Below are 25,966 nucleotides of genomic sequence, written 5' to 3'. Positions count from 1 at the left end.
GCGGCTTGCCTTCGCGTCGCCTGGCGTGCTAACATTCACAAACATGAATATGAGGCCGACATGCAATTCACACGCCGTTTTCTGCTGCAAGGCGCTGCCTTGTCCACGATCGCCCCGCAACTTGTCTGGGCGCAATCCTCGCTGACTGCCGATGGTGCCAGACTGGACACCCTGAGCGACGGAAACCTTGTCTTGCCCAAGTCCTTTTCGCTGGGCGACGTGGCAGGCCCGGAAGCTGACGAAATTCTCGCCCGCTATGGTCTGACCGGTGATAGCTTTGAACCGGACTGCAATGTCACGCTATTGCGGTCAGGTGATCGCACGATCCTGTTTGACGTCGGCGCCGGCCCAGATTTCATGCCCACCGCTGGCAAGCTGATGGACGCATTTGATATGCTGGGCGTCGACCCGTTTGATGTGACCGACGTTGTGTTCACCCATGCGCACCCCGATCATATCTGGGGGTTGCTCGATGACTTCGGCGATCTGAATTTTCCCGATGCGAACTACCATATCGGCCAGAAAGAATACGACTACTGGACCGACCCGAACACCGTGTCGACCATTGGTGAGGCCAGACAGACCTTTGCCGTCGGGGCGGCAAACCGGCTTGGCATTCTGGCGGACCGGATCAATCTGTTTGGCGATGGCGCCGAAATCGCCCCCGGCGTTGCCGCGCGTGCAACCCATGGCCATACGCCGGGCCACATGGCTTTTGAGGTACGTCTTGGCAGTGAAAGTGCCATGATTGTGGGGGATAGCATCCTCAATAATCATCTGGCATTCGAGCGTCCGACATGGCGTGCCGGGTCCGATCAGGATCAGGACATGGCAGTTGCCACACGCGTGTCACTGCTGGACCAGTTGGCCACGGAACAGATGCGCATGATCGGCTACCATTTGCCCGGCGGCGGCATGGGCCGAGTTGAACGACGCGCCGACAGCTATGTATTTGTGGGAGAAGACGCATGATTCGGCTGGCTACCATCGCGACATTTCTTGCCACCACCGCGCTGGCTAATGAAGACATCGCCGATCAGTACCCCGGCTCTCTGCTATACAGCCCACCTGTCGAATTCATCCCTGGCGTTTTTTCGGCAATCGGGGCAACCGCCCCGCCAACCTATGAAAATGCGGGCCATAACAATAACCTGAGCTTTATCGTCACCGGTGAAGGCGTTGTTGTCATCAATGGCGGTGGATCATACGGGCTGGCGGCGGCGTTGCATGATGAAATCAGGGCGCGCACTGACGAACCTGTGGTGCTGGTCGTGGATGAAAATGGCCAAGGTCACGCGATGCTGGGCAATTCATACTGGGCCGAAAAGGGCGTGCCGATCATCGCACATGTGGACGCAGCAGCCGAATTCGAAGATCGTGGCGCGCAAATCCTGCAAGCCGCCGAACGGGTCAACAAGGACCGTCACGCAGGCACCACGCTGGTCGGCCCGACCGAGACCTTTGACGGTGAATATGTGACAGAGCTTGGCGACTACCGGATCGAAGTGCGCTATCTTGGGCCATCGCACAGCGCCGGTGACGTGGTCGTCTGGCTACCGAACCAAAGCCTTGTGATTGCCGGTGATATGGCGTTTCACGAACGGATGCTGCCGATCTTTGAAGATACCTATACCCTTGATTGGCTGGACACGTGGGACACTGAATTCGAGGCATTGAAAGCCACTTACGTCATCCCCGGTCACGGCCATCCGACCAACATGGATCAGGTGCGCAAATATACCAAAGGCTATCTGGAATATCTGCGCGGCAAGATCGGTGAACATCTGGACAGCGGCGGCGGGCTGGCAGAGGCGTATTACGTCGACCAATCCCCCTATGCCCATCTGGACACGTTCGAGGAACTGGCCACCAAGAACGCCGGCCGCGTCTATGAACAGATGGAATTTGAGTAAATTCAGGCTTTTTGCAGCTGAACCTCCTGCCGCATGATTGTATGGGTAATCATCGCCCCAATCCACATGGCCCCGACAGCAACCCATGCAGTCAGCGCAAAGATCGCCCCACCTGACATGCCCGCGCCAACCGCGCAGCCACCGGCCAGCATACTGCCAAAGCCCATCAGTGCGGCCCCGATCAGGTAATATTCCATTGGAGTATCGGCTTCAAAGCGCTGGATTTTCGCCTCTTTCGTGGCAAGCGCCATGCCACCCGCGCCAAAGAATACGCCGGGCACCAGACCAACCCCAAAGACCAACGGCAGTTGCGTGCTATTGACCAAACCCATCAGCGTATCGGTCGAAGGGCCGGTAAAAGTGATCGAGGAAATCGCGATCACTTCAAAGGAATTCATCGCGACGGCATAAGTCGCGATCCAGCCAAGCGCCACGGCCAGCCCGACCCCTGCCGCTGCGGCAATATGCGTAAACTTCGAATGGCTGTGATAGGCAAATGCCAATGCCCCGCAAAGCACACCCACGCTGATCAGCGCAGCGGCACCCGATGACAGTCCCAGCTGTGCCAACAAGTCACGCGCGGCCCCGCCTTGCACCGACCACAGGCTGGCCAGCGTTTCTCTGGCAGGTGAAAGAGCGCCGCGCAGGGCCGATTGCGCCACAAGGGTGAGCACAAGTCCCGTCACAATCGCACGCAGGTTTCCAGTTGCGGACAACACCAGCAACCGGCTGGCGCAGCCACGTGCCAGGATCATGCCAACGCCGAACATCAGCCCGCCGATGATCGCCCCGGACATGCTGCCCAGACTGGCCAACTGGCGGCTTTCGCTGACATCCAACCAGCCTGCCCAGATCGCGGACTGCACACAAACAACCGCAGCAGAAAAAGCCACTAGCCAAACGGCCATACGGTTGCCCAACTGACCGTCTGCAAGTTCTATTGTGGCGGCACGCAGGCAAAAGCGCGAATGCTGCGCCATCGCGCCGAATAACGCTCCGACGAGGCCACCAAATGCAACCAGCACAGGCCCTTCGCCATAGGTTTCGATCAGTTGTTCAAGCATGGTTGGGGCAACCGGGAATGATACTGGGTTCGGCGTGCGCCGCTATTGAATAGCCTCTTGGACAATCTCATCCAGCAGCGCCTGCACCTTTTGCATCGCACCATCCGGGTAGTTGCGATAACCGACCATGACAGCACCATCACGGTCTGCAACAAAGATGCCATAGGGACAGTAGGCGATGTTCATGTGATCTGCTTCCATCACCTCACGCGATAGCTGCGCCGAACAAAACAGAAAAATATCGGCCGCCGCAAAAATCTCGACATCGCTGCCTACATCAGCACCGGTCCGATTCAGCATCTCTCCGGTGTGGCTGACATAATCAATCACGAGGCCCTTGCCGATGATCGCATTTTCAACAGCGAATGTTGCATCATCGAAGGAACCATCAAAGGGATATGTTGTGGCGTCCTGCGCGACTGCGGCATTCGCTAGAAACCCCAGTGCGAGAATTGAAAAAAGCTGTCTCATTTGAACTCCTCTTTTGAAATCACAATATCGCACGCAGGTCGTACCGGGCCCTGATCTGGATCAAGGCCCGGTGCATATTCTAGCCAAACATGTCGGCTGTGATGCCGTCATACCAACCTTCGGACTCGCGATAGGTGGCGGCACGCACATCGGCGCTTTCGCCGGTGGCACTGATGAAACCATCGACCTTGGCGATCTTTTCGTCCGTTGCCTCGTAGGTGGCCCCAACCTTGACACCGTCATTGGTATCAATGAGCGACCAGCAGGTATTGGCAAAGCGGGCCGGGAATACGGTTGACCCTGTCAGCGCACCGCGCACCGCATTGGCGCAGACCTTGGCCTGACTGTTGGCCGAAAAGCCCGATTTCGGCATATCGCCCTGCGCGGATGCATCACCCAGCACATAGATGTTCGGGTCGATCTTCGACGACATATCAGCCGCATTTACCGGGGCCCAGTTGCCGTCAGTCACACCGGCGATATCGGCAATGCGTCCGGCTTTCATCGCCGGGATGACGTTGCAAACATCAACCTTGGTAACTTCGCCATCGATATCAACCGTCATTGCGGCTGGATCAACAGACGTGTTCGCGCCGCCAAAGTCAGGGCCGACCCGTTCAATCATACCGTCGTAATGGTTAGCCCAGCCTTCTTCGAACAATCCCTGTTTCGAGAATTTTTCCTTGGGATCGGCGATCAGGATCTTTGCTGTCGGATTCACCGACTTGAGCAGATGCGCCACCATCGACACCCGCTCGTACGGTCCGGGGGGGCAGCGGTAAGGGTTTGGCGGGGCGACCATCGCAAAGACGCCGCCTTCTGGCATCGCCATCAGCTGCGCTTTCAACAGTTCGGTCTGTGATCCGGCCTTGTAGGCGTGCGGCATCGCGTTTTGCGCAGACAGGTCCCAACCGGGCACCGATCCATCAACAAAATCGATCCCCGGCGACAGGATCAACCGATCATAGGGGAGACTGGCACCGCCAGCGAGGGTCACGGTCTTGGCGTCCCGATCGACGCCAACGGCCCAGTCATGCACAACATTCACACCACCGGCAGCAAGCCCGCCGTAGCTGTGGCCAAGCGCGTTCATTTCGCGAAAACCGCCGATGTAGAGGTTTGAGAAAAAGCAGGTGTAATAGGCGCGTGTCGGTTCGACCAATGTGACATCAATCGCGCCGTCACTGTCTTTGGCGATATAGCGCGCAACTGTCGCCCCGCCCGCGCCGCCGCCAATAACAACGACGCGTGGTTTGCCTTGCGCCAGCACCATCGGCGCCGCCAGCGTGCCCGCTGTTGCAGCCGCAACACCCAGAAATGTTCTTCTTTGTAAAGCCATGGTTTCCTCCCTGAAATTCATTCTTCGACTTGCTCGAAATATGCAGCGAGGGCTGCAATTTCTTCGTCTGACAAGCGGCCTGCCATCATCTGCATGACCGGATGCGCCCGCACGCCAACCTTATAGGCATGCATCGCCGTGACAAAGTCGTCTGCGGGCCAGCGCGTAATTGACGGAATACCTTCACCTGCACCGCTGGTTTGGTGGCAAGACGTGCATTCGCCAGACAGATATTCACCATAGGCCGGATCGCCCACAATGGCGAGGATTTCCGGCGCAACAGTGTGATCGACCGCAGCCGCAGTCGGCGCGGACTCAGGGATGTTCTGAGGATCGTCAGAGAATTTGCGCAAATACGCCAGCAGATCGTCACGATCTTGCTGGTCGTCTATGCCCCGAAAGCTCATCCTTGTGCGCGATGCGATAGCGCGCGGATTTTCCAGGAATGCATCTAGCGTTTCATAGTTCCAGACCAGACCGCCATCGGCGGCACGCTTGAGGCTGGCGGAGTACCGATAACCGTCTGCTGTGGCAGCGGCGCGGTCAAAAATGAAGTTTAGGTGCGGACCGATCCTATCGACCGCACCCTGCCCGACCTGATGACAGCCGGAGCATTGATTGAACAACTCTTCGCCCCGCGCCGCGTCTCCACCTTGTTCTGCCTGCGCAGTCGTACCAGCAAGCAGAACAAGAGCAAGAAGCAGCCGCACTATCATTCAGCAAACGACTGAAGGTAAGCGATCAAGGCGGCGATGTCCTCTTCCTTACGGACGCCACGGAAGGACATCTTGGTGCCTTCCATCGCGCCGCGGGGATCAGCAAGGAATGCCGCCATATTGTCGACATCCCAAACCTCGCCCGCCTCTGCGGCTTCGGCAAAAGTGCGCGAGTAGCGGAAACCGTCGACTACGCCAATGGTGCGGCCCATGATCCCGTTCAGCTGCGGACCGGTGCGGTTTTTCGCGCCCTCCCCCACTTGGTGGCAGGATTTGCACTGACGAAACGCACCTTCGCCAGCAGCAACCAACTCAGGGTCGGGTGCGACAACGGCGGGTTCGGCTTCAGCCGTGACCGCAGGCTCTGCTTCAGCAGCAGCCTCTTCGACGACTACCTCTGCTTCTGTGTCTGTTTCCGGCGTCACATCCAGCACTGCCGCACGCATGATGATTTCAACGCTGTCCTTGCAGTTTTCCATGCAGACATCAGCAGACGCAAACAAAGGCAGTTCTGTTTCCGCACGGTCATCCATGTAGAAATTATCCGCGTTCGGCATCTCGACGTCGAGGAAGTTATCGTTGCTGAGCGTGAAATCATCCTCGACCAGATCGTTGACGTAAAGCAGATAGGCGGTGATCGCGTAAATCTCGTCTGGTTCAAGCGATTGCGCTTCGCCAAACGGCATCGCGCGGTTCACATAGTCATAAACGGTGGACAGATAGGGCCAGTAAGAGCCGATGGTCTTGACCGGATCTTCGTCGCTAAGGGTGCCTTGACCACCGGCCAGAACCGGCCAGCGTCCGACGGCTTCACCAAAGTCACCATGACAGGCGGCGCATTTCTCGACATAGACTTCCTCGCCCGTCCAGACATCACCGCTACCAGCAGGCAGGCCAAGCCCATCGGGGCGCACGTCGATGTCCCACGCCGCAATCTCCTCGGGCAGGGCCGCGCGACCCAGACCGTAGTTGTCCTGCGCCATGGCTGGCACTGCCAGCATCAACGCACCGACGGGGGCCGCAAATTTAAGAAATTTCGACATTTTCAGCCACCCCTTGCTCGTTCACGGCCCAAGTCTGGATGCCATTGTTATGATAGATTGAGTTGTCGCCGCGCACAGTGCGCAACTGTTCCTTGGTCGGCTGCACATAGCCAGTGCTGTCATGGGCACGGCTTTGCAGCAGCAGCGGCTTTCCGTCCCATTCAAAGTCGTAGTAGAACCGGTGCATGGACTTGTCCAAAGACGGGCCGGACATGCGGGCCTGATGCCAGTTCATGCCGCCATCGGTGGTCACATCGACCCGCGGGATCGTCCCGCGACCGGACCATGCGACACCTGTGACGACCACCCGACCGGGGCCGTGTTTGATTGGCATTTGCGGACTTGGGCTGGTGATGACGGATTTTGCGTCCATCTCCCAGGTGAAGCGCCGCGCCTGACCGTTGGCCAGAAGATCGGTATATTTGCTGGTTTCCTCGCGATGGTGCCAAGGCTTATCACCGACTTCAATCCGGCGCAGCCATTTGACCCACATGTTGCCTTCCCAACCGGGCACAACCAGCCTGACAGGATAGCCCTGCTCGGCGCGCAGTGCTTCGCCGTTCATCTTGAAGGCCACAAGGCAATCATCCATCGCCTTTTCGATCGGGATCGAACGGGTCATACCAGAGGCATCGGCCCCTTCGGGCAGCAACCATTTGCCCGACGTCTTGACGCCAGCTTCCTCAAGTAGCAACCGAAGCGGTACACCTGTATACATGACATTGTGGATCATGCCGTGGGTGAACTGACAGCCGTTCAACTGTGAACCGGCCCATTCCATGCCGGTGTTGGCCGCACATTCAAGGAAATACACGTGGTTTTCGCGCGGGAAGCGCATCAGGTCTTCCATGGTGAAAACCAGCGGCTTGTCGACCAGACCGTTGATCATCAGACGGTGCTGGCTTGGGTCCACCTCAGCGACACCTGCATGGTGGCGTTCAAAGCACAGCCCGTTGGGCGTGATAATGCCATCCAATTCATGCAACGGCGTGAAATTGATCGAACTGACCGGATCAGCGGTCAGCCACGGCACGTTCTGACGGCGCACATGCGCTTCAAATTTGGACGGCATACCATAAGGCGCTTCGTCCACGCCCGGCCCCAGAAACTGATTCCATGGCTGCTTTTCAACAATCGCCGGGTCGGGTGTTTCCTGGGCTGCAACCCGGCCTGCGACAGCAGCCACCGGTGCAGCGGCAGCGGCGGTCAGAAATTGCCGACGGCTTGGCTTCTTACCCTTCGGTTTCAACAACATCTCTGTTACTCCTTTTCCGGTCTTCCCGGACGCTGACAATCCACCCTAAGGGCGGACGTAGGCAAAGCCTTCTTCTTGCAATTCAATCAGCCGCACCACGCCTGATGGCACGACGGCTGCTTCTTCCAACAGTGGCACATCAGTGCCTGCGCGTTCGATCATGGCGCGGTGAGTGTTGCCGCAGGCTGCAAAGCTGAGCCCTTCGATTTCCAGCGCCATCGCCGAAATCCTGTCGGCAACCGGGCTTTTGTCCGCGACAAACATATTGAGCCCGGGGCCATAAGCCACCAACTCAACGATCACCTCATCGCCCTGAGATGCATAGTAATTGCTGACGTTCTGCACGTTGTTGAGCGCCATATTCATGACCTGCGGGTCATTCTGGTTAACGTGGATGGCCACGCGGTGTGTTTCGCCCTCTGCCCAGACCGGGACGGCAAGCGTTGCAGTAAGGGCAGCGACGGAGAGTATCTTGAACATGTTCGTTCCTCCTTGGGGGTTAGCCGCCGACCACTTCGACGGACGTGTTTTCGGTTGCGGCGACAGTGCCCAGATTACGGATATGGTTTTCGACGACATCCCAAATGGGCGGGCCTTCTGTGCCTTCGTTGACCGACGCCCATCCCGCAACGACATAGGATTTAGCCGGATCAATCGCATCGCCTGATTTCAACAGGGTCATGTTGGTGATCCGCTCACCAATGGGCTTGGTGATATCGATCCGGTAGCCAAGACCACCCACACGGACCATATCGCCGCCTTGCTGATAGTAAGGGTCGGGGTTGAACAGGTTGTCGGCGACGTCCTCAAGGATGGTATGGATGAATTCGCCTGTCATTTCCGTGCGATAGGCATTCGGATAAGTCATCGAGGTCACGTTCCAGATGTCTTCGCGGGTAATCTCTTGGCCCGGCATCATCGATGGCCCCCAGCGCACGCCTGGCGACATCGAAATATCAGCGTCGCGTTCCTGAATAAGCGCCTCGCATATCACGTCATCCCATGACCCGTTGAAGTTCCCGCGTCTGAACAGCACCGTATCATCGGCGGTCTTGCCGATGACCTCTGACATTGCGTCGGCAAACGGGGCGCGTTCTGCGTCAATGGCGGCTGCAACCTCAGGGTCGGGTGCGATCACATCAGAGAAGATCGGGATCAGCTTGTGCCGGAACCCCATCATCCGCCCCTCGCGCACGTCAAGATCAACGCGGCTGACGAATTTGCCGTTGGAGCCAGAGGCCACGATAATCGTCTCGCCCACCAGCGCTGGCTCTGGCAGCGCATCATGGGTGTGGCCCGACAGGATCACGTCGATCCCTGTAACCCGCGATGCCATCTTTTTATCAACGTCAAAGCCGTTGTGCGACAGGCAGACGACCAACTCAGCGCCCTGCCCGCGGACTTCGTCCACCATTTCCTGCATCCGTTGGTCACGGATACCAAACGAATATTCGGGGAACATCCAACCGGGGTTGGCAATGGGCATGTAGGGGAACGCCTGTCCGATAACGGCGATCTTGACGCCGCCGCGTTCAAAGAACTTGTAGGGGGCGAAATCTTCGGCAGGTTCGTCCCACTCTGCGTCAAAAATGTTCTGGCCCAGTGCCGCGAAAGGCAGGTCAGCGACAATGTCGCGCACCCGGTCAGAGCCCAGCGTAAATTCCCAGTGGAACGTCATCGCATCAGGCTTGAGCAGGTTCATGACATTGACCACATCCTGCCCTTCCGTCTGATAACAGGTGTAAGAGCCGTGCCATGTGTCACCGCCATCCAAAAGCAGCGCGTCAGGCCGCTCGGCCCGGATACTGTTGATGACCGTCGCACAGCGATCCATGCCGCCCATCTTGCCATAGGTTTTCCCAAGGGCCGCGAAATCATCGTAGGTCAACGCGTAGTGTGACGGGCTGCCGTCGGCGATGCCGTATGCTTTGCGGAAATCAGCGCCGGTGATGTGCGGGACCTGCCCCTTGTTTGCGCCTACCCCCAGATTGATTTCAGGCTCGCGGAACCAGATCGGTTTTAGCTGCGCGTGAATGTCGGTGATATGGATCAGGGAGACATTGCCGAACGTGTCGAACTGCAACAGCTGCTCCTGACTCAACGCCTGTTGGGCCGCCAGACGGCCCCAGTTGCCAAAACCCGACCCACCGACAATAGCCGATGCTGCCATGCTCGCTTGTAGAAAATCCCGCCGAGAAATCATGCGTTTCACCCTCTGGATCATTCATCATATGCAAAAAGATGAATGTTTTAAGAAAAAGAAAGCCCGCACCCAAGACATTGGGAGCGGGCCATCAAATCAGTTTAGTTCCGGACAGCTGGCCCTTCGACCGACAGACCGTTGCCACGTGAAGCGACATAAAGCTCAAGCGCGATGAACTCTTCCGAACCAACAGCGTAGGTTTCGGCACGTGTATCACGCACACACCCCTTAAAGCGGGAGTGGACGCCATTCAGCTTCGCGTTCTTCAAACGGTAAACCGGAAAGCCGTTGGTCTGGCCCTGGCTCAGGTGGTCCGCGCGAATGTAATTGCCATAGTTGTCTTCGTGGCAATTCGCACAAGACAAATCAAGTTGACCAGTGCGGGTGTAGTACAGCTCCTTGCCCTGCTCCCACATTGACTGCGCCGGGCCATCAATGGCGACATTCATCACCTGACCGCGCGCAACAGAAGACAACAGTGCTTCCATGTTCAGCATCGAGGTGCTGTCGTATTTCCACGGCTCTGCGCCCATCTGTTCGGTGCGGCACCCGTTGATCTGCATCGCGATTGTGCGCACTTCCTCGGTTTCGTCGTTCCACTTTGGATAGGTCGGACGCACGTTCGCGAGTGATTCAGGTTCATTGTGGCAATCAGCGCATGATTTGCCTTCGGACCCTTCGGCAAGCACCCAGCTGTCGCGGCCCTGATCCACAAAGATCATGCCGGGATTGTCGAAATCATCCATTTGCAAGGCCTGCGTTTCGTCAGACCGGAAAACCCAGCCGGAATAGATCGTGCTGACGTTGTCCAGATGCTCCGGCGCGTCAGCCCGTACAGTGATTTCGGTTTCTCCATTGATAATGAGGTTTGCATCCTCATCAGCACCGACTTGTGATGCAGCTATTATAGCAAGCGCCGCAGCCCCGCCTTTAACAAATGATTTCATAGATTTTGACCCTCCCTTGCGATCAGCCTGGCTTAGCTGACCGTAATGTCTTTGGTTTCGGTGTAGACGTCACCATCATCGTCGTACCACGTAAACTCGAACGTGCCAGACTCAGGAACGACCGCATCGAACTCAAAGAATGGGTTGGTCGAGATCGCGGGCTCCATCATGACATCCAGCACCGTTTCACCGTTAAAGGTGCAGGTAAACCGGTTGATGATCGACCGTGGAATCGGATTGCCGTCGCTGTCTTTGCGCTGACCTGACTCCATATTGTGGCTGATCAAGGTCTTGATCGTGATTGTGTCACCGGCCGCGGCTTCGCGGGGAACGCGGACCCGGGGTTTTACATTTTCTGCCATGTCTTACTTTCCTCTCACTCAGCCGCCGCAGCCGCCGATGGTGACTTTAACTTCCTGGCTTGCCTGCACAAATGACCCGTCGGGCATCCGCGCGATGGCCACGACATCCTGCGTTCCGGCAAGACGGATACGCGTGGACCCGGACTGCGCGGCAGCCAGAGGACCAAAGTTGAATGTTGCAACGCCGGGTGTGGGATTGCCCATCGCCAAGATCATAATCGCCTCTGCGCCGGGCGCATCTACGGCGATCGGAACAGTGTTCCCGTTTTCTGCAATCTCGGGCGCTGTCAGCGTGATCCCTCCGGATCCGACCTCAGCACCACCTGTAAAGGCTGCGATTGCTTCTTCAGCAGCGGCTGACGCCCGCATGGGCAGCATAGCAGCCACAGCAGAACCAGCGGCAAGCATCAACGTATGTCTACGCGTCAGTTTCATAGCTTCTCCTATTTCGTTTTTGGCCGGATCAATCAGTCAGTGTCTGAAGATAGGCCACTACATCTTCAATTTCCTGGGCTGTCAGCAAAGGGGACAGCGGTCCCTCGGCTGCCTTGCCGGTGAATGCATCCCCCGGGCGTGTAAAGCCGCTGACACGGTAGAAGGCAGGCATGATCGTGCCTTCATAGGTCATCTTGGGGTTTGCAAGGATTCCGCGCAATTCTTCGGCTGTCCGGTATTCACCGACACCATCCAAAGAGGGGCCTACTTCGCCATGGAACGGGTATTCTTCCAGCGCCGTGACCTGATGGCAGGCAATACAGTTACCCTTGCCACGCGCCACCATAATTTCTTTACCGGCGGCAGGATCACCTGCAACACCACTAAGCGATGCAGTCACATCACCATATTCACCGTAAACGACATCGTCAGGGGCAACATCACCCGCTGTAACCACTGTCGCAAGAGCACTGAATGTACCCGCAAGCATTAAACGCTTCATGGTCCCTCCCTAGAGCACGAAAACTTGAGTGTACCGTAGCGCACCGAACCAGATTCTCGCAACAACAAAATCGATTTTTTGAATGTTTCGTGCCAAACGCAGCGAATTACTGTGCAAAAAATCACTCCAGTTCCCTGATATTATTCAACAATACCTTCTTCTTGTAATTTGCGCGCATGGTACTTCTGGAACGGCTCGTCACTGTCGTAGCCCTCTTCCACGACCCAGTTAAGCAAGTTGAGGGTCGTCCATTTGCCGAACGCACCCGGCATGGTTGCGACCGCTGCCTGCTGCAGGCTCAGCCCCTCTTCCACCTCGGTTGGAAGGAAAACCATATTGGGTGTGAACAACATGCCCCAGCGGCGAACCATGTCCTTTTCCGGCAGCACAGTCCCATCAAAATCGGTCACTTCAAGGTCGCCGAACATGTTGAGCTGTACCACAAAGAAATTCTCATGCAGGGCGGCGTCGATTTCAGGCATCGGGAATACCTCTTCGTGCATCTTTTTGCAGTAGATGCAGCCACGCTGTTCAATAATCAGCATCAGGCGTTTGCCTTCTGCATTGGCTTCGGCCAGATCCTCGCGCAGATCAAGAAACGTATCGCGCATCCATGCCGCCTTGTGCAGCCCATCATCGCCAAGCTCGGCAGCGAAAACAGGTTGCGAAACAAAGGCGACGACCATCAAGAGCATACGAAACATAGAAGGTTCTCCTATCCCAGGTTACTAAAAGCGGGCACCCATTCGATCATCAATTGGGCAATGAAGTTAACGGAATTGGTGACGATCAGCAGTGCAAAGATAATCAGCATGGCACCCATGACTTTTTCCACATGGGCCAGATAGCGGCGATTGCGCTGCAACCACGCCAAAAAGGGGCGCGCGAAAAAGGCCGCAATGATGAACGGGGCCGTCATTGCAAAGCCGTAAACCAGCAGCAGCAACCCGCCCCGCCAAATATCCCCCATCCCGCTGGCGACCATCAAGATGGCGGCCAAGGCAGGGCCAACACAAGGCGTCCAGCCAAATCCAAAGGCCAGCCCCATCAGATATGCGCCAATAATCGTTGTTGGCGCAGCAGAGCTTTCCACCCGCGCCTCGCGGTACAGCAAGGGCACTCTGACAACACCCAGAAAATGCAGACCGAACAGAAACAGAATTCCGGCCGCGACATAACTTAGTGTATCGCGCCACGCGCCAAAAGCCTGCCCGATGGCCGTCGCCCCCATACCCAGCAGAACGAAAATCGTTGTAACGCCCAAGGCAAAGAAGATGGCAGACAGGACCAACCGGCGCTGCGCTCCAGCGGGTATGCCATCCCCTTCCCGCAATTCGTTCATGGACAGGCCTGCCATGTAGCATAGGTAGAATGGGACCATGGGTAGCACGCAAGGCGTAAAAAACGACAACAGGCCCGCAACGGCTGCACCGAGGTATGAAACGTCAAGCATCACGGTTCCCTTGCTTCCGAAGCCGATTCACATTATGATTATTGAATGTGTAAACGTTTGGCTATTCTTTTCGTACTTCTGGTGCTGCCGCTTTTTGCAAGCGCGAAGCCTGTTCTTGTGATGGCAGAAGAGCCGGGATGCATCTGGTGCGCGCGCTGGAACGAGGAAATCGGGCCGATCTATCCCAAGACCGGCGAAGGGATCGCAGCCCCTTTGCGGCGCTACGACATCACCACCCCGGTACCGGACGATATTGAACTTGCGCGTCGGGTCAACTTTACCCCAACCTTCATTCTGCTGATCAACGGCGTCGAGCAGCACAGGATCGAAGGGTACCCCGGCGAAGACTTCTTTTGGGGACTTCTCGGACAAATGCTCGAAAAGGAAGACATCGCATTCTCAAGCGAGATTGCCAAATAAATGCGGACTTATGTTGCAGAATATCCTTGTTCGCGGAAAGATCCGGCCTATTTGCTGCCCAAAATCTTGATCGAGCAAGGAAATCGGTTATGCAAGTACAAGCATTCGCAGATACCCGAGACACAGCGCCTATGAGTTTTCCTGTTTTTGATACCAATCTGGCGGACGACCAGATGGACCAAATGATGGACAACGCAACGACGGCGACCAACTATCTGAAAGCGATCAGCCACGAAGGACGCCTGATGATCCTGTGTCATCTTGTCTCCGGTGAAAAGTCGGTAACCGAGTTGGAAGAATTACTCTCTGCACGACAGGCTGCTGTGTCACAACAGTTGGGGCGCTTGCGGCTCGAGGGGCTGGTGAGCCCGCGCAGAGAAGGCAAGACGATCTATTATCGCTTGACGGACGACCGTTCACGCAAAATCATCGGTTTGGTTTACGAACTTTTCTGCAAGTCAAACTAGCAGGTCGTTACCTGCGAAAGGAGCCTGTGGTCGTTCTAAATATCATTGGTGTACCATGCTAGAAACCATCGGAGAAACGAACGCTGCCGCATTGGTCGGGCTGTTCGGCGGTGTTCTGCTGGGGCTGGCTGCACGTTTTGGCCGCTTTTGCACACTGGGGGCCATTGAAGATATTCTGTATGGCGGGAATGATTTGCGCATCCGCATGTGGGTGCTGGCGATCGGGACCGCCGTCTTCGGAAGCTTCGCGCTCATGGCGCTTGGTCTGTTCAACCCTGCGGACTCCATCTATTTGTCAGCGGCTTGGTCACCATTGGCCAGCATCGCCGGTGGATTGCTGTTCGGATACGGAATGGCGATGGCAGGCAATTGTGGCTACGGTGCATTGGCGCGGCTTGGCGGCGGCGACTTGCGGGCGTTCGTAATTGTGGCTGTCATCGGTGTGGCCGCCTATGCCACGATGTCAGGGCCCTTGGCACCGATCAGATTGGCGATCTTCGCCCCCAATGATGTGGTCATCGCTACACCAGGGTTCGCGCATCTCTTTGGCGGCATGACGGGTCTTTCAATCCCCTTGACCGGTATGGTCATCGGGGCACTGATCGTGGTTCTGGCCCTTGCCAATGCACGGTTCCTTGCAGAAAAACGTGCAATTTTCTGGGCATTAATGGTGGCTTGCGCGGTTATGACGGGCTGGGCGGGGATGCAATATATCCACGACACGGGGTTTGCGGACCTGGCTGTCGTCGGTCACACCTTCTCTGCCCCGGTTGGGGAGACCACGCTCTACGCCATGACATCCTCTGCCCGGTCATTGTCATTTGGGATCGGATCGGTTGCGGGCGTCTGGATCGGCGCGTTCATCGGAAGTCTGATCAAGGGTCATTTCCGTTGGGAGGCCTGCGAAGACCCCCGCGAACTGCGCCGCCAGATACTGGGTGCAGGGCTCATGGGGGTCGGTGCGGTTGTCGCTCTGGGGTGCAGTATCGGTCAGGGGCTTTCTGCTTTTTCGGTGCTGGCCTTTAGCGGACCCGTCACTTTTGCAGCCATTTTCGCAGGCGCCGCAATCGGGCTGCGCCAACTGATCGTGGGCTTTGTCCCCGCCGAATAGCGCAGGGCAGCTATTGCCCTTTCCTCGAATGCCACGGCGCGTACGCTTGACACATGCGAAATGCGTGTACCCTACGACCATGGTCAGGAATTTGTTCCCGACATTCCGGCGCGCGATGAATTATGGCAAGAATCCGCCGAAATTTCGTTGACAATTTGCCCTGTGGCAACGTAAATATAACCGTAGTTATTTTGTTAGTTAGGCGGTAAATTGTTATGAAGAACCTATTTAAATGCGCATTTTGCGCGACAATTATCGGTGTCTCACTGACACCAAGCGTTTCATCTGCAAGCGAAGTCGTATCAATACTGAAAGATGAAATCGTGCTGACACTGAAAGATAGAGACGTGTCTATCACGGGTGAATTCGCGGGCTTCCAGCAAAACGCCTATCTGATAGCGACAAAGTGCGAATTGCTCAACGTGCCTGCCAAATTCGTGGATTGCGAAGGCGATTCTTGCGTGATCACACTATCGTCGAACGGCCAAGACTGAGGTCCCGTCAGGCGGCGCAGGGCTAAAGCAATGCGACCGCCTGCCCTGTTGCCGCACTCTGTTGTGCCGCAAGGCCCATCCTGACCGCCATCAGCCCATCAGCAACCGTCACGTCTATCGGACCTTCCCCTCGCACAGCCTGAATGAACCGCTGGTGTTGATAGAAGGTTGATCCGTTGTGATCACCCGCAGCAAGCAATTCTGGATCGACCGGAATTTCACTTGTATAAGGCCCCTTGGGCGAACGCGGACTGACCACAACCTGTGGCACCGGTGCAGGCCCTAATTTTTTGGGCCAGAAACGGCCGGGTCCGGGAACAAAGGCTTCGATTTTCCCCTGCGGGCCAACTGCGCTGATTTCTTCCTGATAACGTGCCCCTTCGGCGAACATGCAAAGTTCGAGCATCGCGCGGGTCCCGTTATCGAAATCGACGATCACGTAACCGTTGTCCCAAATGTCAGGCGTTTGGCCGTCATAGCGTTCGTCAAGATGATTCACGGACTGCCCCGCGCTGGCCATAACCCGCACCGGCTCTGCCCGCAGAATCAGGCGCATCAGGTCAAAGAAATGGCAGCATTTTTCAACCAATGTGCCGCCGGACTTGCTGTTGAACCGGTTCCAGTCGCCAACCTTTGGCAGGAACGGAAAGCGATGTTCACGGATCGTCAACATCCTGATCCCACCAGTCGCTTGCTCGGCCTGTGCAATCAGGGCCGCAACAGGGGGCATATAGCGGTACTCCATCGCCACCCAAACCGGATGCGGATAGTCCTTGAACAGCTTTGCCAGATTTTCGGCATCCGCAGGATCGGTATAAAGCGGCTTTTCACACAGGATCGGCAATGGCCGCGTTTGCACAATCTGCGCCAGTTGTGCCGCATGCAGATAATTGGGGCTGACGATCACAATCGCGTCCAGCGTCGGAAAGGCGAGAAAATCTTCAATGGTAGTCGCCACATGCGCGCCACCAGCCAAATCCGCGCACGCATGCGCCAGTTCCCTGACCGGATCATAAACAACTGACACAGCAGCATTGTCCAAAAGCGCGATATTCTGGATATGCTCGCGCGCCATCATGCCGCATCCAATGATGCCGTAGTGTATCGTTTTCAACTTGGTCTAACCTTTACCCATCCGAGAAACATAGCGCGCCCTGTCAGGTGCGAACCACGTGCGTGAATATTCGACCGGTTCCTGCATCGCATCCCAACCGGTGCGTTCGATAAATCCGACGGTCCGGCCCGCAGTCAGCCCAAAGGCATCAGGTGTCCAGTCGGGCAAATCAGCCACGCCAATCCGATCTTCGACAGATGAAATCACCAGCCCCAATTTGTGGCGATAGAAATGATACAGCGATTCAGACAGGTCCTTTGTCGAAACGCTCTCGGCCCGCGCGCCATCCAGCCAGATTTCCTCAACAGCGATGCTTGTATCATCCAGAAATCGCAGCCGCCTGATTCGGTGGCCTTGCAGCGCGTCACCAAAGAACGGAGCATCATCTGGCTTGGGCAGGCAGTCAACAGACAGCAGTCGCGCCGTCGGCAATCCGCCACCGCGCAAAAGCTCCAGCCGGAAGAACGCATAGACGGAGTCGATGACCGGCTTGTGCCGGATGTAATTGCCTGACCCCTGCACCCTTTCCAGCAGTCCTTTGCTTTCGATCTCGGCCAACGCCTTGCGCAAGGTCCCTACGGCAACGTCCAGTTCGTCAGCCATTTCCCGTTCGGGCGGCAGGCGCGCACCGTCAGCCAGATGACCGGCCGCAATCTCGCGGATCAGCATTTCGCTGACCTGGACGTATTTTGGCAGGGCCGAGGTCTTGGCCATCGCGCACCCTCCCCGGTTGCCGCTTAAAATTGATACAGTATTGTTGCACATATTCTCGCATGTTAGGCAAGGGCTAACAATACGCAGGTAGGAGCAGAATCAATGACCGTCGTTCCAGTCACCAGCGCCGATTTGGATGCGGCGGAAGTCTCTTGGTTTTCTGCGCTTTGCTCTGATGATTATCAGTTTCTGGGCGTGCCTGACGGCGCGCTGCGATCATCATGGAACCATTGCCGCGATATCGCACTGACGGCGGAAAAGCAGGGGTTTCGGAATATCCTTGCCCCCTCCTCCTATCAGGTCGGGCAGGATACATTGTCGTTCGTGGCTGGTATGGCCCCTTTGACGACCCGCATGAATTTTCTTGCCGCCATCCGATGTGGTGAAATGCAGCCCATCATGTTGGCCCGCACGATCGCCACCCTTGACCATATGTTGCAGGGGCGGCTGACGCTGAATGTGATTTCAAGCGATTTTCCAGGTGAAGTTGCCCCGTCCCCCTATCGCTACAAGCGCAGCCATGAAGTGGTGCAGATTCTGCGTCAGGCGTGGACGCGCGACGAAATCAACCACACGGGCGAGATTTACCAATTCGAGAATGTGCCAACCGGACCTGCAAAACCCTACCAGCAGAACGGCGGCCCGTTGCTGTATTTCGGCGGCTATTCCCCCGACGCGCTGGAACTGTGCGGCGCACAATGCGACGTCTATCTGATGTGGCCAGAGCCAATGGAGCAACTCAAGCAACGGATGATTGACGTGAATGCGCGGGCCGCCGCGCATGGCCGCACACTCGACTACGGATTGCGGGTGCATATGATTGTGCGCGACACCGAAACCGAGGCGAAGGAATACGCCGATTATATTGCCAGCAAACTGGACGACGAATATGGCAAGCTGATCCGCGACCGTGCCCACGACAGTATTTCACTGGGCGTCGCCCATCAGGCCAAAGCCCGCGAACTGGCCGACAAATTCGGCTATGTTGAACCGGGGTTGTGGACGGGCGTTGGCCGTGCCCGGTCGGGCTGCGGGGCGGCCCTTGTCGGGTCAACTGACCAGATTATGTCCAAGATTGAAGATTATCAAAAAATGGGCATCCGCGCATTCATCTTCTCGGGTTATCCACATATCGACGAGGCAATCCACTTTGGCGAAAAAGTCATGCCACAACTCAAGACCTGTTCCCTGCCCCACAGCTATGGGCGGGTACCATCACAGACACCACCAACGCCACTTGGCACAGGACCCCGCACGTGAACCGTATCCAGATTACTGACGACCTTTCCTTTAGCCGCATCATTTATGGGATGTGGCGGCTGGCCGATGACAGAGACACAAGCCCGGCACATGTGCAGGCCAAGATCGAAGCCTGCCTTGAACAGGGCATCACGACGATGGATCAGGCTGACATTTACGGCGGTTACGCCGCCGAGGAAGTGATGGGCGCCGCGCTCAAAGCCGCCCCTGCGCTGAAAGACCAGATCGAGGTCGTAACGAAGTGCGATATCCTGATCCCGGCGGGCCGCTATGCGCAAACGGCGCGTGGCAAATATTACGATACCAGCCGGACGCATATTCTGGCCTCTGTTGATCAATCCTTGCAGCTGATGGGGTTGGACAAGATCGACACGCTACTGATCCACCGCCCTGACCCGTTGATGGACCACCATGAAACAGGAGCCGCATTGGACGAGGTCGTCGCATCGGGCAAGGTCCGGTCTGTGGGTGTGTCAAACTTCAAACTGCACGACTGGACCCTGCTGCAATCCGCGATGAAGACGCCGCTGATTACCAACCAGATCGAGTTGTCACTCAGCGCGCACGACGGCTTTACCAATGGCGATGTCGCCTATCTGCAAGAGCGCGGCGTACCAATCATGGCGTGGTCACCCCTTGGGGGCGGCAACCTGATGACAGGCAGTGGCGCTGTACAGGACGCACTGGCAGCGGTTGCGACCAAAAATGACGTTGACGCCGCTGCGGTTGCCGTCGCATGGTTGATCGCACACCCCGCACAGGTCATGCCTGTGATGGGAACCAATAATATTAACAGAATCAAAGCATTGTCAGATGCTTTGAAAGTCAACATGGATCGGCAGACGTGGTTTGAGCTCTACACTGCCGCTCTGGGAAATGAGGTCCCTTGATGGACGCAGGTACAATCTCGACATTCGACCCAAGCAGCGACGCTGACAGCTTCCGCGGGGCGCTTGGCACATTTGTGACCGGCGTCACGATTGTGACGACCGACAGTCCCGAAGGGCCGGTTGCCATTGTGGCCAACAGTTTTGCCAGCGTGTCGCTTGATCCGCCTCTTGTGTTGTGGTCACCAGCCAAAGCATCGAAGAGGTTCGAACATTTTGCAGGCTCACGCCGGTTTGCGGTGCATGTACTGGCTGCCGATCAACGCGACGTTTGCGCGGCAATCCTTGGGTCCAAGACAGCGATCAAGGATGTACCGATGCACCTTTCGCACTGCGGGATGCCAATCATCGAGGGCGCATTGGCCAGTTTCGAGTGTAATCTGGAGGCGACCCATGATGCAGGAGACCATGTGATTGTTGTGGGGCTTGTCAAAAAGGCACATCACCGGGGCGGTCCGCCGCTGGTCTTTCATGGTGGCAAATACGGCGCATTCAGCGAAGCCTAGCGTCGCACAAGAATGCCCAGATCGGCGACATTGGTGCCCGTCGCATCGGTAATCAACAGATCATCGGCAAGCGCCAGCGCGGCATAGCTGTCGTTATTTGCCAGCAAGGCATCAATATCGCCACCCTTGGCAGCGATCCGTTCCAATGTTCCCTGATCCACCAGCCCGCCTGCCGCATCCGTCGGGCCGTCGCGCCCATCGGTGCCCCCCTGCAAACAAGTCCAGCTTGTCCAGCCCCGCGCCTGCGCCTCAAGTGCGATGCGCAAAGCCAGTTCCTGATTACGCCCACCGCGCCCCTGCCCTTGCAGATTTACTGTCGTCTCGCCGCCCCAAAGGGTCACACCGGGCCCGGATTGGTCACAGATCAACTTTGCCGCCTCTTTGACGTCACCCTCGACGGGCGCAAGAACGTGGTATGGTTCACTCAGTGCTTTCTCCATCGCCGCCACACTTTGCGCATTCGACCCGACCAGAATGTTCTGCGCGTCTGGCAAATCGGCCGGCGGCTGTGCCGCATCCAGATGGTCGCGCACAGCTTGCGGGACGCGATCCCACAAGCCACGCGTCTTCAACAGGGCAGCCGCATCGGCTGCGGTGCCGATGGGCGCAACCGTGGGCCCACTGGCAATCGTCGACAGATCATCGCCAACCACATCCGACAGGATCAGCGCCGTGACATGTTGCGGTGCCGCGTGGCGCAGGAAGCCGCCGCCTTTCAGGTCGGAAAGCTGTTGCCGGATCAGGTTCATCCCGTGGATATCGAGCCCCGCCCCCAGCAAAAGGCTGTTCACCGCCGCTTTGTCTGCCAGCGTAATGTTGTCCGCAGGGGCGGGCAAAAGTGCAGACCCACCGCCGGAAATCAGGGCCAGAACCGGCCCGCTTGCCGCATCAAGGGCGGCTATGACAGCCTGTGCCGCCCGCGCGCCATTTTCGTCCGGCACCGGGTGGCCGGCTGCAAAAACAGTGGCACCGGCAACCGGTGTGGCATTTTCATAGTTTGTCACGACAAGGCAGCGCGTATCAGGGAAATGCGCAAGGGCCGCACCCGCCATGCGCCCTGCGGCCTTGCCGATAGCAACAATCAGCACAGGCATTTCAACTTTGCCCAACAGCCGACCGACAGCCGCAGCCGGGTCAGCCGCCTGTACCCCGGCCGCAAACACCCGCTGCACCATTTCCCGATCATTTGTCGCCATGTGTCATCCCCCGCAATCACCCCGCCGGGGCAAAGATGAAACAGGGGACGTATTCCCCAATTCCCCGCGCGGGCCTACATTACGACTAGACCATCATCACAATCGCATTCAAGTACAATGGCGTCATAGGGCAAAGCCATGATAAAGGCCTGATCGTAGTCGTTATCTTCCGGGCGATTGGCCAATGGTGCATCGGCCTGCACGTCGGTCGGATCAAGGATCAGTGTCACCAGATCGCCCTTCCCCGGCACGAACCCACTACCATGCGCAAGTGCCATCGCCAGCAGTTCATCGGCGTTTTCCTGCGTCCCGTTGAACACGGTCCCGACCGTCTCGGGCTGCCGGAATTGTGAATCTCCATCGGACAGCCCCCAAATGGCGTGCTGTATTTCGGTCTGAGTATAGTTTTGTCCCGCACCCGGGCCGTTGGTGTCGCCGTTGCTTTGCGATGAGAAGTTCTGATTGAGCAGCCAGTTGATCTTGTTAAGGTTTTCCATGACGTCATTGCTGAACAGGGCCGGATCAAGCACGCCTGCATCGCCGGGCCGTACATCCATCGTCACTTCGATTTTGGATTTGAACGTTTCCGTGCGCTCAATGCAGTAGGTATCTTCAAAACGGATACCATCAAAGCGCTCATCGCCCGTCGCGCTCAACCGCGATGAATAGCTCAGCGCAATCGTCTGCGCGCCCTGAATAGCGATCGCCGTATCAGGCAGGGAATCAAGCAGCGCCTGATAGGTATTCAGCGCACCCTTCACTTCGACAGTCACCTGCGCATCATCAAACCCGCCCTGTCCGTCAGCAAGCCTGTAGCTGAACAGATCGTTGACATTGGTGCCAACAGGCAAATCGGCAGCAGCCATCCCATCCGGACTGACAAAGTTCGCACTGTCATAGCTGAGCGTGCCGTTACCGTTGACTGTTACAACCGCGCCGCTCGCCAACGTAAACTGATCACCGGCATTCACCGCCTGACCATCAATCTGTGCGATGAGCAACGTATCTCCAATATCCGGATCATTGTCATTTTCGAGGACATCAAACAGCTTTGATTCAGTCGCACAGACGCAGGCTTCATCATCCATAGCGATTGGCGGTGCATTGGATTGGATCAGGCCAGCATCAACTGTTTTGTTCTGCTCACCGATGGCAAGCGTGATCTCTGCACTGCGCCCGGTCGCCTGATCCGCGTCACTGTCCGTGGTATCGTCACCCACATTTGCCGCGGTGAATTCGAAACCATCAACTTGCGTGAACTGAACGATATAATCACCTGCTTCCAGTCCGTCGAACAGATAGTTGCCCTGTCCGTCGGTCGTGGTGGTCCGCAGAACCGCACCTGCATCATCCAGCAACTCAACCGTGACGTCGCTGACCACCCCATCGCCCGCGTCAAATACGCCGTTGCCGTTGCCATCAAAGAAGACTGTATCACCCAGCGATGCCGTGTGGGGGTCGTTGATCACATCCTCGATCCCTGCATCAACATTGCGCCTGTCCTCGCCGGGTATCAGCGAAATCAGGTCTGTGGTGCCACTGCCATTTGCATCAACGGCAACCACATCACTGTCGATTGTGTCGTCGGTGCCCGCATCGGCACTCACAAAGACCTTGCCTTCGCCGGTATCGATGAACCGGACGGCGTAGCCATCGCCCGGGCTGAGCGTTTCAAAGAGATAGTTGCCGCTCGCGTCTGTTGTCTGGGTGGCGATGACCACGCCATTCTGGAGAAGTGCGACAGTTGTTTTTGCAACCGCTGTGTCATCACCATCCTGCAGGTCATTATTGTTGACGTCAGTGAAATAGGAGCCACCCAGTGAGGCCGGGAACACAGGTTTGACATAGCAAATATCATCAATGGCACCGGACCCGCCGAGTTTGACCTCCATGCGGCTGACGCCATCGGCATCCAGCAAGACCTGCGCCACCTCGCCGTCGGCAAGATGGGGCAACACGACCCGCTTGATCAGCTGGCCATCCGCGTCATATAGCGCGACGTAGCCGCCTTCTTCGGTGTCGATTACCGTCAGGTCAAAGACGTCCATCGGGGTTGCGAAGTCAAACACAAGCGCGCCGCCAAAGGCGTTGTCGTCAGGGTCGCTGCGATCACCGTCTTCGGACACAATCAGCACCTTGCCCTGCCCATTATAGGCCAGATCATCGTCACCACCGCTGGGGTTTTCAGTGTCAAAGATCATCGCATCCGCATCACGCCAGCGCCCGTCGTGGGTGAATTTATACGCGCCAATGGTCACGTGTGGATTAAGCGTGGTGAGAACATCACCGCGTTCCAGATTATCAAAGGTCAGTTTGATCGCGTCGGGATTATCGCAGCCCTTGCTTTGAACACCCGCATCATTGTCGATGGACTGTTCACCCGTATTAAGGGAGATCCCCAGGATGACCGAGGTGGTATCGCTTGCAAAAGTGGCATCACTGTCGATGCTGTCGTCATCGCCCACATGCGGCGTGACAAGTGCTTGCCCCGATTGCGCGTCGATAAAGCGCACGCCGTAGGTGCCTGCGGTCAGCCCTGTGAAACTGTAATCACCATTTGCCCCGGTGCGGTCAGAGGCAATGACTTTGCCGTCACTATCGAGCAACTTGACACGGATGTTCTGCAAGCCGTTGTTGGCCCCGCCATTATCCAGCCCATCCCGGTTTTCGTCGCGGAAATAGCGCCCCGAAATGCTGGCATTGGTCGGGTCAATGAGATCACCAACACCTGCATCGATGTTGCGGGTTTCCTTTTTTGCGACCACGGCAAAGAGCGCGGTCGTGCCGGTTGCCGCGTCGACAACATCAGAGTCGACGGAGTCGTCCCCCAAATCGGGATCAACGAAAGGCTGCATCGATGGTTCGAACCTGACCTGATAGTCGCCCACCGGCACATCATTGAAACGGTAATCACCGCTGGAATCGGTGCGGGTCGACCCCACCTCGTTGCCATTGCCATCTATCAGCAAGACGGCCTTGTCGGCCACGTCACTGTCGCCTGCGTCATCAATACCGTTTTGATTTTCATCAACAAAATAGGTACCCGAAACGGCACCGGGCAGCGGTGGGTTATCAGCGACCTGCCGTAGCTTCAGCTTGTCGATACGCACAAATTCACTGCAATTGCCTTCCGTCGCGATCTTTACGGTATCGCCTGGCTGCAATTCTATACCTGCGATGACAAATTCGGAGAATTGACCATTGTTACTGCCGCCACCGTCACTATCGCGGTCTAGTACGATTATGCCCACGACCTCAGCATTGACGATCACATTGAGCTTCGATTGACCGTCAATTTCATCCTGCACAAAGACCGACAGATCATAGGTGCCCGCCGGACCGTCAAACCCCGTGAAGAGGTCGCCGGTCTTGTAGCCCAGCTTGGCCAACTTGCCGCCAGAGGCGTTGCCACCCTGCACGGTGTGAAATCCCTGCGCGTGCATGTCTTCAGCCTCGATAATAATGCGAGGCCGTTCCGTCGGGGCATGTGTCAAGGGACCCGAACCAAGCTTATGATAGCCAATTTTCGATGCACCCCAACAACTGCCAAGGGTTAGCGTCATGCCCGCGGACGGCACACCAAAATCGGCATTGAAGGTATAGATTTCCATGCCTGTGTGCTCTTGCTGAACGGTGATCAGTTCATATTCACGACCGTCAGGCCCACGCACGGTATATACCTTGTCCGCGTACCACTGTTCGCTGCCCCCGACAGCCAGCCCATCCACCAGCACCTCGCCGGTTTGCCCCGTGGGATCGCGCGACTGGTTTCGATGATCGTCGGACAGGCCAAAATCATTATCATACAGCGCCGCATGCGTATCCGTTGAGCCTGGCATCACAAATGAAAGACCAGAATGCGCACTCCCACCCAAATCAGCATTTGAAAGGGCGGAAAATTCAAACATCTGATAGGTCAATAGAAGGCCTCCATTACAGACACAGACCATGTCTTAACCTGATAGGACCGGCTGTTTTTATTGTTGATTGAGGATATTTTGCGCATGTTTCGGTCATGCAATCTGGCCGAAAGTTTCGCCAAGGCGGCAATGTGCATAAATTCTGCCATCATGCAAGGCATGATCTAACACATT

The 25,966-nt window shown here is 56.7% G+C and carries 26 protein-coding genes; 8 read left to right on the top strand and 18 right to left on the bottom strand.

Annotated elements, in window-relative coordinates; all coding sequences use genetic code 11:
• Positions 1 to 60: 60 nt before the first annotated feature.
• Positions 61 to 972, top strand: coding sequence for an MBL fold metallo-hydrolase (locus C8N45_RS02570; protein WP_108384629.1), 912 nt, complete (start codon positions 61 to 63; stop codon positions 970 to 972).
• Positions 969 to 1,913: an MBL fold metallo-hydrolase gene (locus C8N45_RS02565; protein WP_108384628.1), complete on the top strand. Its 945-nt coding sequence runs from the start codon at positions 969 to 971 to the stop codon at positions 1,911 to 1,913. Before C8N45_RS02570 ends, C8N45_RS02565 begins: the two co-directional genes overlap by 4 nt.
• 2 nt (positions 1,914 to 1,915) lie before the next feature.
• Here C8N45_RS02565 and C8N45_RS02560 read toward each other — a convergent pair whose 3' ends face one another.
• From C8N45_RS02560 to C8N45_RS02495, 14 genes are all read right to left on the bottom strand, one after another.
• Entirely contained in the window at positions 1,916 to 2,977 is a 1,062-nt protein-coding gene (locus C8N45_RS02560) for a YeeE/YedE family protein (protein WP_108384627.1), read from the bottom strand.
• Between the two features lie 42 nt (positions 2,978 to 3,019).
• Positions 3,020 to 3,448: a DUF302 domain-containing protein gene (locus C8N45_RS02555; protein ID WP_108384626.1), complete on the bottom strand. Its 429-nt coding sequence runs from the start codon at positions 3,446 to 3,448 to the stop codon at positions 3,020 to 3,022.
• 79 nt (positions 3,449 to 3,527) lie between these two features.
• Positions 3,528 to 4,787 (bottom strand): NAD(P)/FAD-dependent oxidoreductase, encoded by a 1,260-nt coding sequence (locus C8N45_RS02550; RefSeq protein WP_108385119.1) that lies wholly within the window; start codon positions 4,785 to 4,787, stop codon positions 3,528 to 3,530.
• A gap of 17 nt (positions 4,788 to 4,804) precedes the next feature.
• A complete protein-coding gene (locus C8N45_RS02545; protein ID WP_108384625.1) occupies positions 4,805 to 5,503 on the bottom strand; it encodes a c-type cytochrome in 699 nt (232 codons plus the stop codon).
• Complete coding sequence (locus C8N45_RS02540) at positions 5,500 to 6,546, bottom strand: c-type cytochrome (RefSeq protein WP_108384624.1); 1,047 nt, start codon at positions 6,544 to 6,546, stop codon at positions 5,500 to 5,502. Before C8N45_RS02540 ends, C8N45_RS02545 begins: the two co-directional genes overlap by 4 nt.
• On the bottom strand, positions 6,530 to 7,801 hold the full coding sequence (gene soxC / locus C8N45_RS02535) for a sulfite dehydrogenase (protein ID WP_108384623.1): 1,272 nt from the start codon (positions 7,799 to 7,801) through the stop codon (positions 6,530 to 6,532). The genes C8N45_RS02540 and soxC overlap by 17 nt, the downstream gene beginning before the upstream one ends.
• A gap of 45 nt (positions 7,802 to 7,846) precedes the next feature.
• Positions 7,847 to 8,281 (bottom strand): DsrE family protein, encoded by a 435-nt coding sequence (locus tag C8N45_RS02530; RefSeq protein ID WP_108384622.1) that lies wholly within the window; start codon positions 8,279 to 8,281, stop codon positions 7,847 to 7,849.
• A 19-nt stretch (positions 8,282 to 8,300) separates the two neighbouring features.
• The gene (gene soxB / locus C8N45_RS02525) at positions 8,301 to 10,004 is read right to left on the bottom strand and encodes a thiosulfohydrolase SoxB (protein ID WP_108384621.1); all 1,704 of its coding nucleotides are present in this window, start codon (positions 10,002 to 10,004) and stop codon (positions 8,301 to 8,303) included.
• 101 nt (positions 10,005 to 10,105) lie between these two features.
• Entirely contained in the window at positions 10,106 to 10,951 is an 846-nt protein-coding gene (gene soxA, locus C8N45_RS02520; RefSeq protein WP_108384620.1) for a sulfur oxidation c-type cytochrome SoxA, read from the bottom strand.
• Between the two features lie 32 nt (positions 10,952 to 10,983).
• A complete protein-coding gene (gene soxZ / locus C8N45_RS02515; protein ID WP_108384619.1) occupies positions 10,984 to 11,313 on the bottom strand; it encodes a thiosulfate oxidation carrier complex protein SoxZ in 330 nt (109 codons plus the stop codon).
• Positions 11,314 to 11,331: 18 nt separating this feature from the next.
• A complete protein-coding gene (gene soxY, locus C8N45_RS02510; RefSeq protein WP_108384618.1) occupies positions 11,332 to 11,748 on the bottom strand; it encodes a thiosulfate oxidation carrier protein SoxY in 417 nt (138 codons plus the stop codon).
• 28 nt (positions 11,749 to 11,776) lie between these two features.
• The gene (soxX, locus tag C8N45_RS02505; protein WP_108384617.1) at positions 11,777 to 12,250 is read right to left on the bottom strand and encodes a sulfur oxidation c-type cytochrome SoxX; all 474 of its coding nucleotides are present in this window, start codon (positions 12,248 to 12,250) and stop codon (positions 11,777 to 11,779) included.
• A gap of 140 nt (positions 12,251 to 12,390) precedes the next feature.
• Positions 12,391 to 12,954, bottom strand: a complete 564-nt coding sequence (locus tag C8N45_RS02500) for a SoxW family protein (protein WP_108384616.1) — start codon at positions 12,952 to 12,954, stop codon at positions 12,391 to 12,393.
• An 11-nt stretch (positions 12,955 to 12,965) separates the two neighbouring features.
• Positions 12,966 to 13,703: a cytochrome c biogenesis CcdA family protein gene (locus C8N45_RS02495; RefSeq protein ID WP_108384615.1), complete on the bottom strand. Its 738-nt coding sequence runs from the start codon at positions 13,701 to 13,703 to the stop codon at positions 12,966 to 12,968.
• Between the two features lie 45 nt (positions 13,704 to 13,748).
• On the opposite strand from C8N45_RS02495, the gene C8N45_RS02490 reads away from it, so the two are divergent.
• The 3 genes from C8N45_RS02490 to C8N45_RS02480 all read left to right on the top strand — a co-directional run bounded on the left by C8N45_RS02490 (position 13,749) and on the right by C8N45_RS02480 (position 15,701).
• Positions 13,749 to 14,123 carry a thioredoxin fold domain-containing protein gene (locus C8N45_RS02490; RefSeq protein ID WP_108384614.1) on the top strand — a complete coding sequence of 125 codons (375 nt, stop codon included), beginning with the start codon at positions 13,749 to 13,751 and terminating at the stop codon, positions 14,121 to 14,123.
• Between the two features lie 131 nt (positions 14,124 to 14,254).
• Positions 14,255 to 14,590, top strand: coding sequence for an ArsR/SmtB family transcription factor (locus tag C8N45_RS02485; protein WP_108384613.1), 336 nt, complete (start codon positions 14,255 to 14,257; stop codon positions 14,588 to 14,590).
• Positions 14,591 to 14,645: 55 nt separating this feature from the next.
• Positions 14,646 to 15,701, top strand: coding sequence for a YeeE/YedE family protein (locus C8N45_RS02480; RefSeq protein ID WP_108384612.1), 1,056 nt, complete (start codon positions 14,646 to 14,648; stop codon positions 15,699 to 15,701).
• Positions 15,702 to 16,217: 516 nt separating this feature from the next.
• On the opposite strand, the gene C8N45_RS02470 is transcribed toward C8N45_RS02480, so the two are convergent.
• Positions 16,218 to 17,309 carry a Gfo/Idh/MocA family protein gene (locus C8N45_RS02470; protein ID WP_108384610.1) on the bottom strand — a complete coding sequence of 364 codons (1,092 nt, stop codon included), beginning with the start codon at positions 17,307 to 17,309 and terminating at the stop codon, positions 16,218 to 16,220.
• Between the two features lie 6 nt (positions 17,310 to 17,315).
• Positions 17,316 to 18,023, bottom strand: coding sequence for a GntR family transcriptional regulator (locus C8N45_RS02465; protein ID WP_108384609.1), 708 nt, complete (start codon positions 18,021 to 18,023; stop codon positions 17,316 to 17,318).
• A 102-nt stretch (positions 18,024 to 18,125) separates the two neighbouring features.
• Here C8N45_RS02465 and C8N45_RS02460 point away from each other — a divergent pair, with 102 nt between their 5' ends.
• Genes C8N45_RS02460 through C8N45_RS02450 form a run of 3 tightly spaced genes read left to right on the top strand, consistent with a single transcriptional unit; the run spans position 18,126 to position 20,676 of the window.
• A complete protein-coding gene (locus C8N45_RS02460; protein WP_108384608.1) occupies positions 18,126 to 19,283 on the top strand; it encodes an LLM class flavin-dependent oxidoreductase in 1,158 nt (385 codons plus the stop codon).
• On the top strand, positions 19,280 to 20,173 hold the full coding sequence (locus C8N45_RS02455) for an aldo/keto reductase (RefSeq protein ID WP_108384607.1): 894 nt from the start codon (positions 19,280 to 19,282) through the stop codon (positions 20,171 to 20,173). The genes C8N45_RS02460 and C8N45_RS02455 overlap by 4 nt, the downstream gene beginning before the upstream one ends.
• Positions 20,173 to 20,676: a flavin reductase family protein gene (locus tag C8N45_RS02450; RefSeq protein ID WP_108384606.1), complete on the top strand. Its 504-nt coding sequence runs from the start codon at positions 20,173 to 20,175 to the stop codon at positions 20,674 to 20,676. The genes C8N45_RS02455 and C8N45_RS02450 overlap by 1 nt, the downstream gene beginning before the upstream one ends.
• Here C8N45_RS02450 and C8N45_RS02445 read toward each other — a convergent pair.
• Both C8N45_RS02445 and C8N45_RS02440 read right to left on the bottom strand, forming a co-directional pair.
• Positions 20,673 to 21,872, bottom strand: coding sequence for a glycerate kinase type-2 family protein (locus C8N45_RS02445; RefSeq protein WP_108384605.1), 1,200 nt, complete (start codon positions 21,870 to 21,872; stop codon positions 20,673 to 20,675). The genes C8N45_RS02450 and C8N45_RS02445 overlap by 4 nt on opposite strands.
• A gap of 74 nt (positions 21,873 to 21,946) precedes the next feature.
• Positions 21,947 to 25,711, bottom strand: coding sequence for an SdrD B-like domain-containing protein (locus tag C8N45_RS02440; protein WP_168769379.1), 3,765 nt, complete (start codon positions 25,709 to 25,711; stop codon positions 21,947 to 21,949).
• Positions 25,712 to 25,966 lie beyond the last annotated feature (255 nt).

The organism is Yoonia sediminilitoris (assembly GCF_003058085.1).
Taxonomy (GTDB): Bacteria; Pseudomonadota; Alphaproteobacteria; order Rhodobacterales; family Rhodobacteraceae; genus Yoonia; species Yoonia sediminilitoris.
This window is presented reverse-complemented; position numbering and strand designations above follow the sequence as displayed.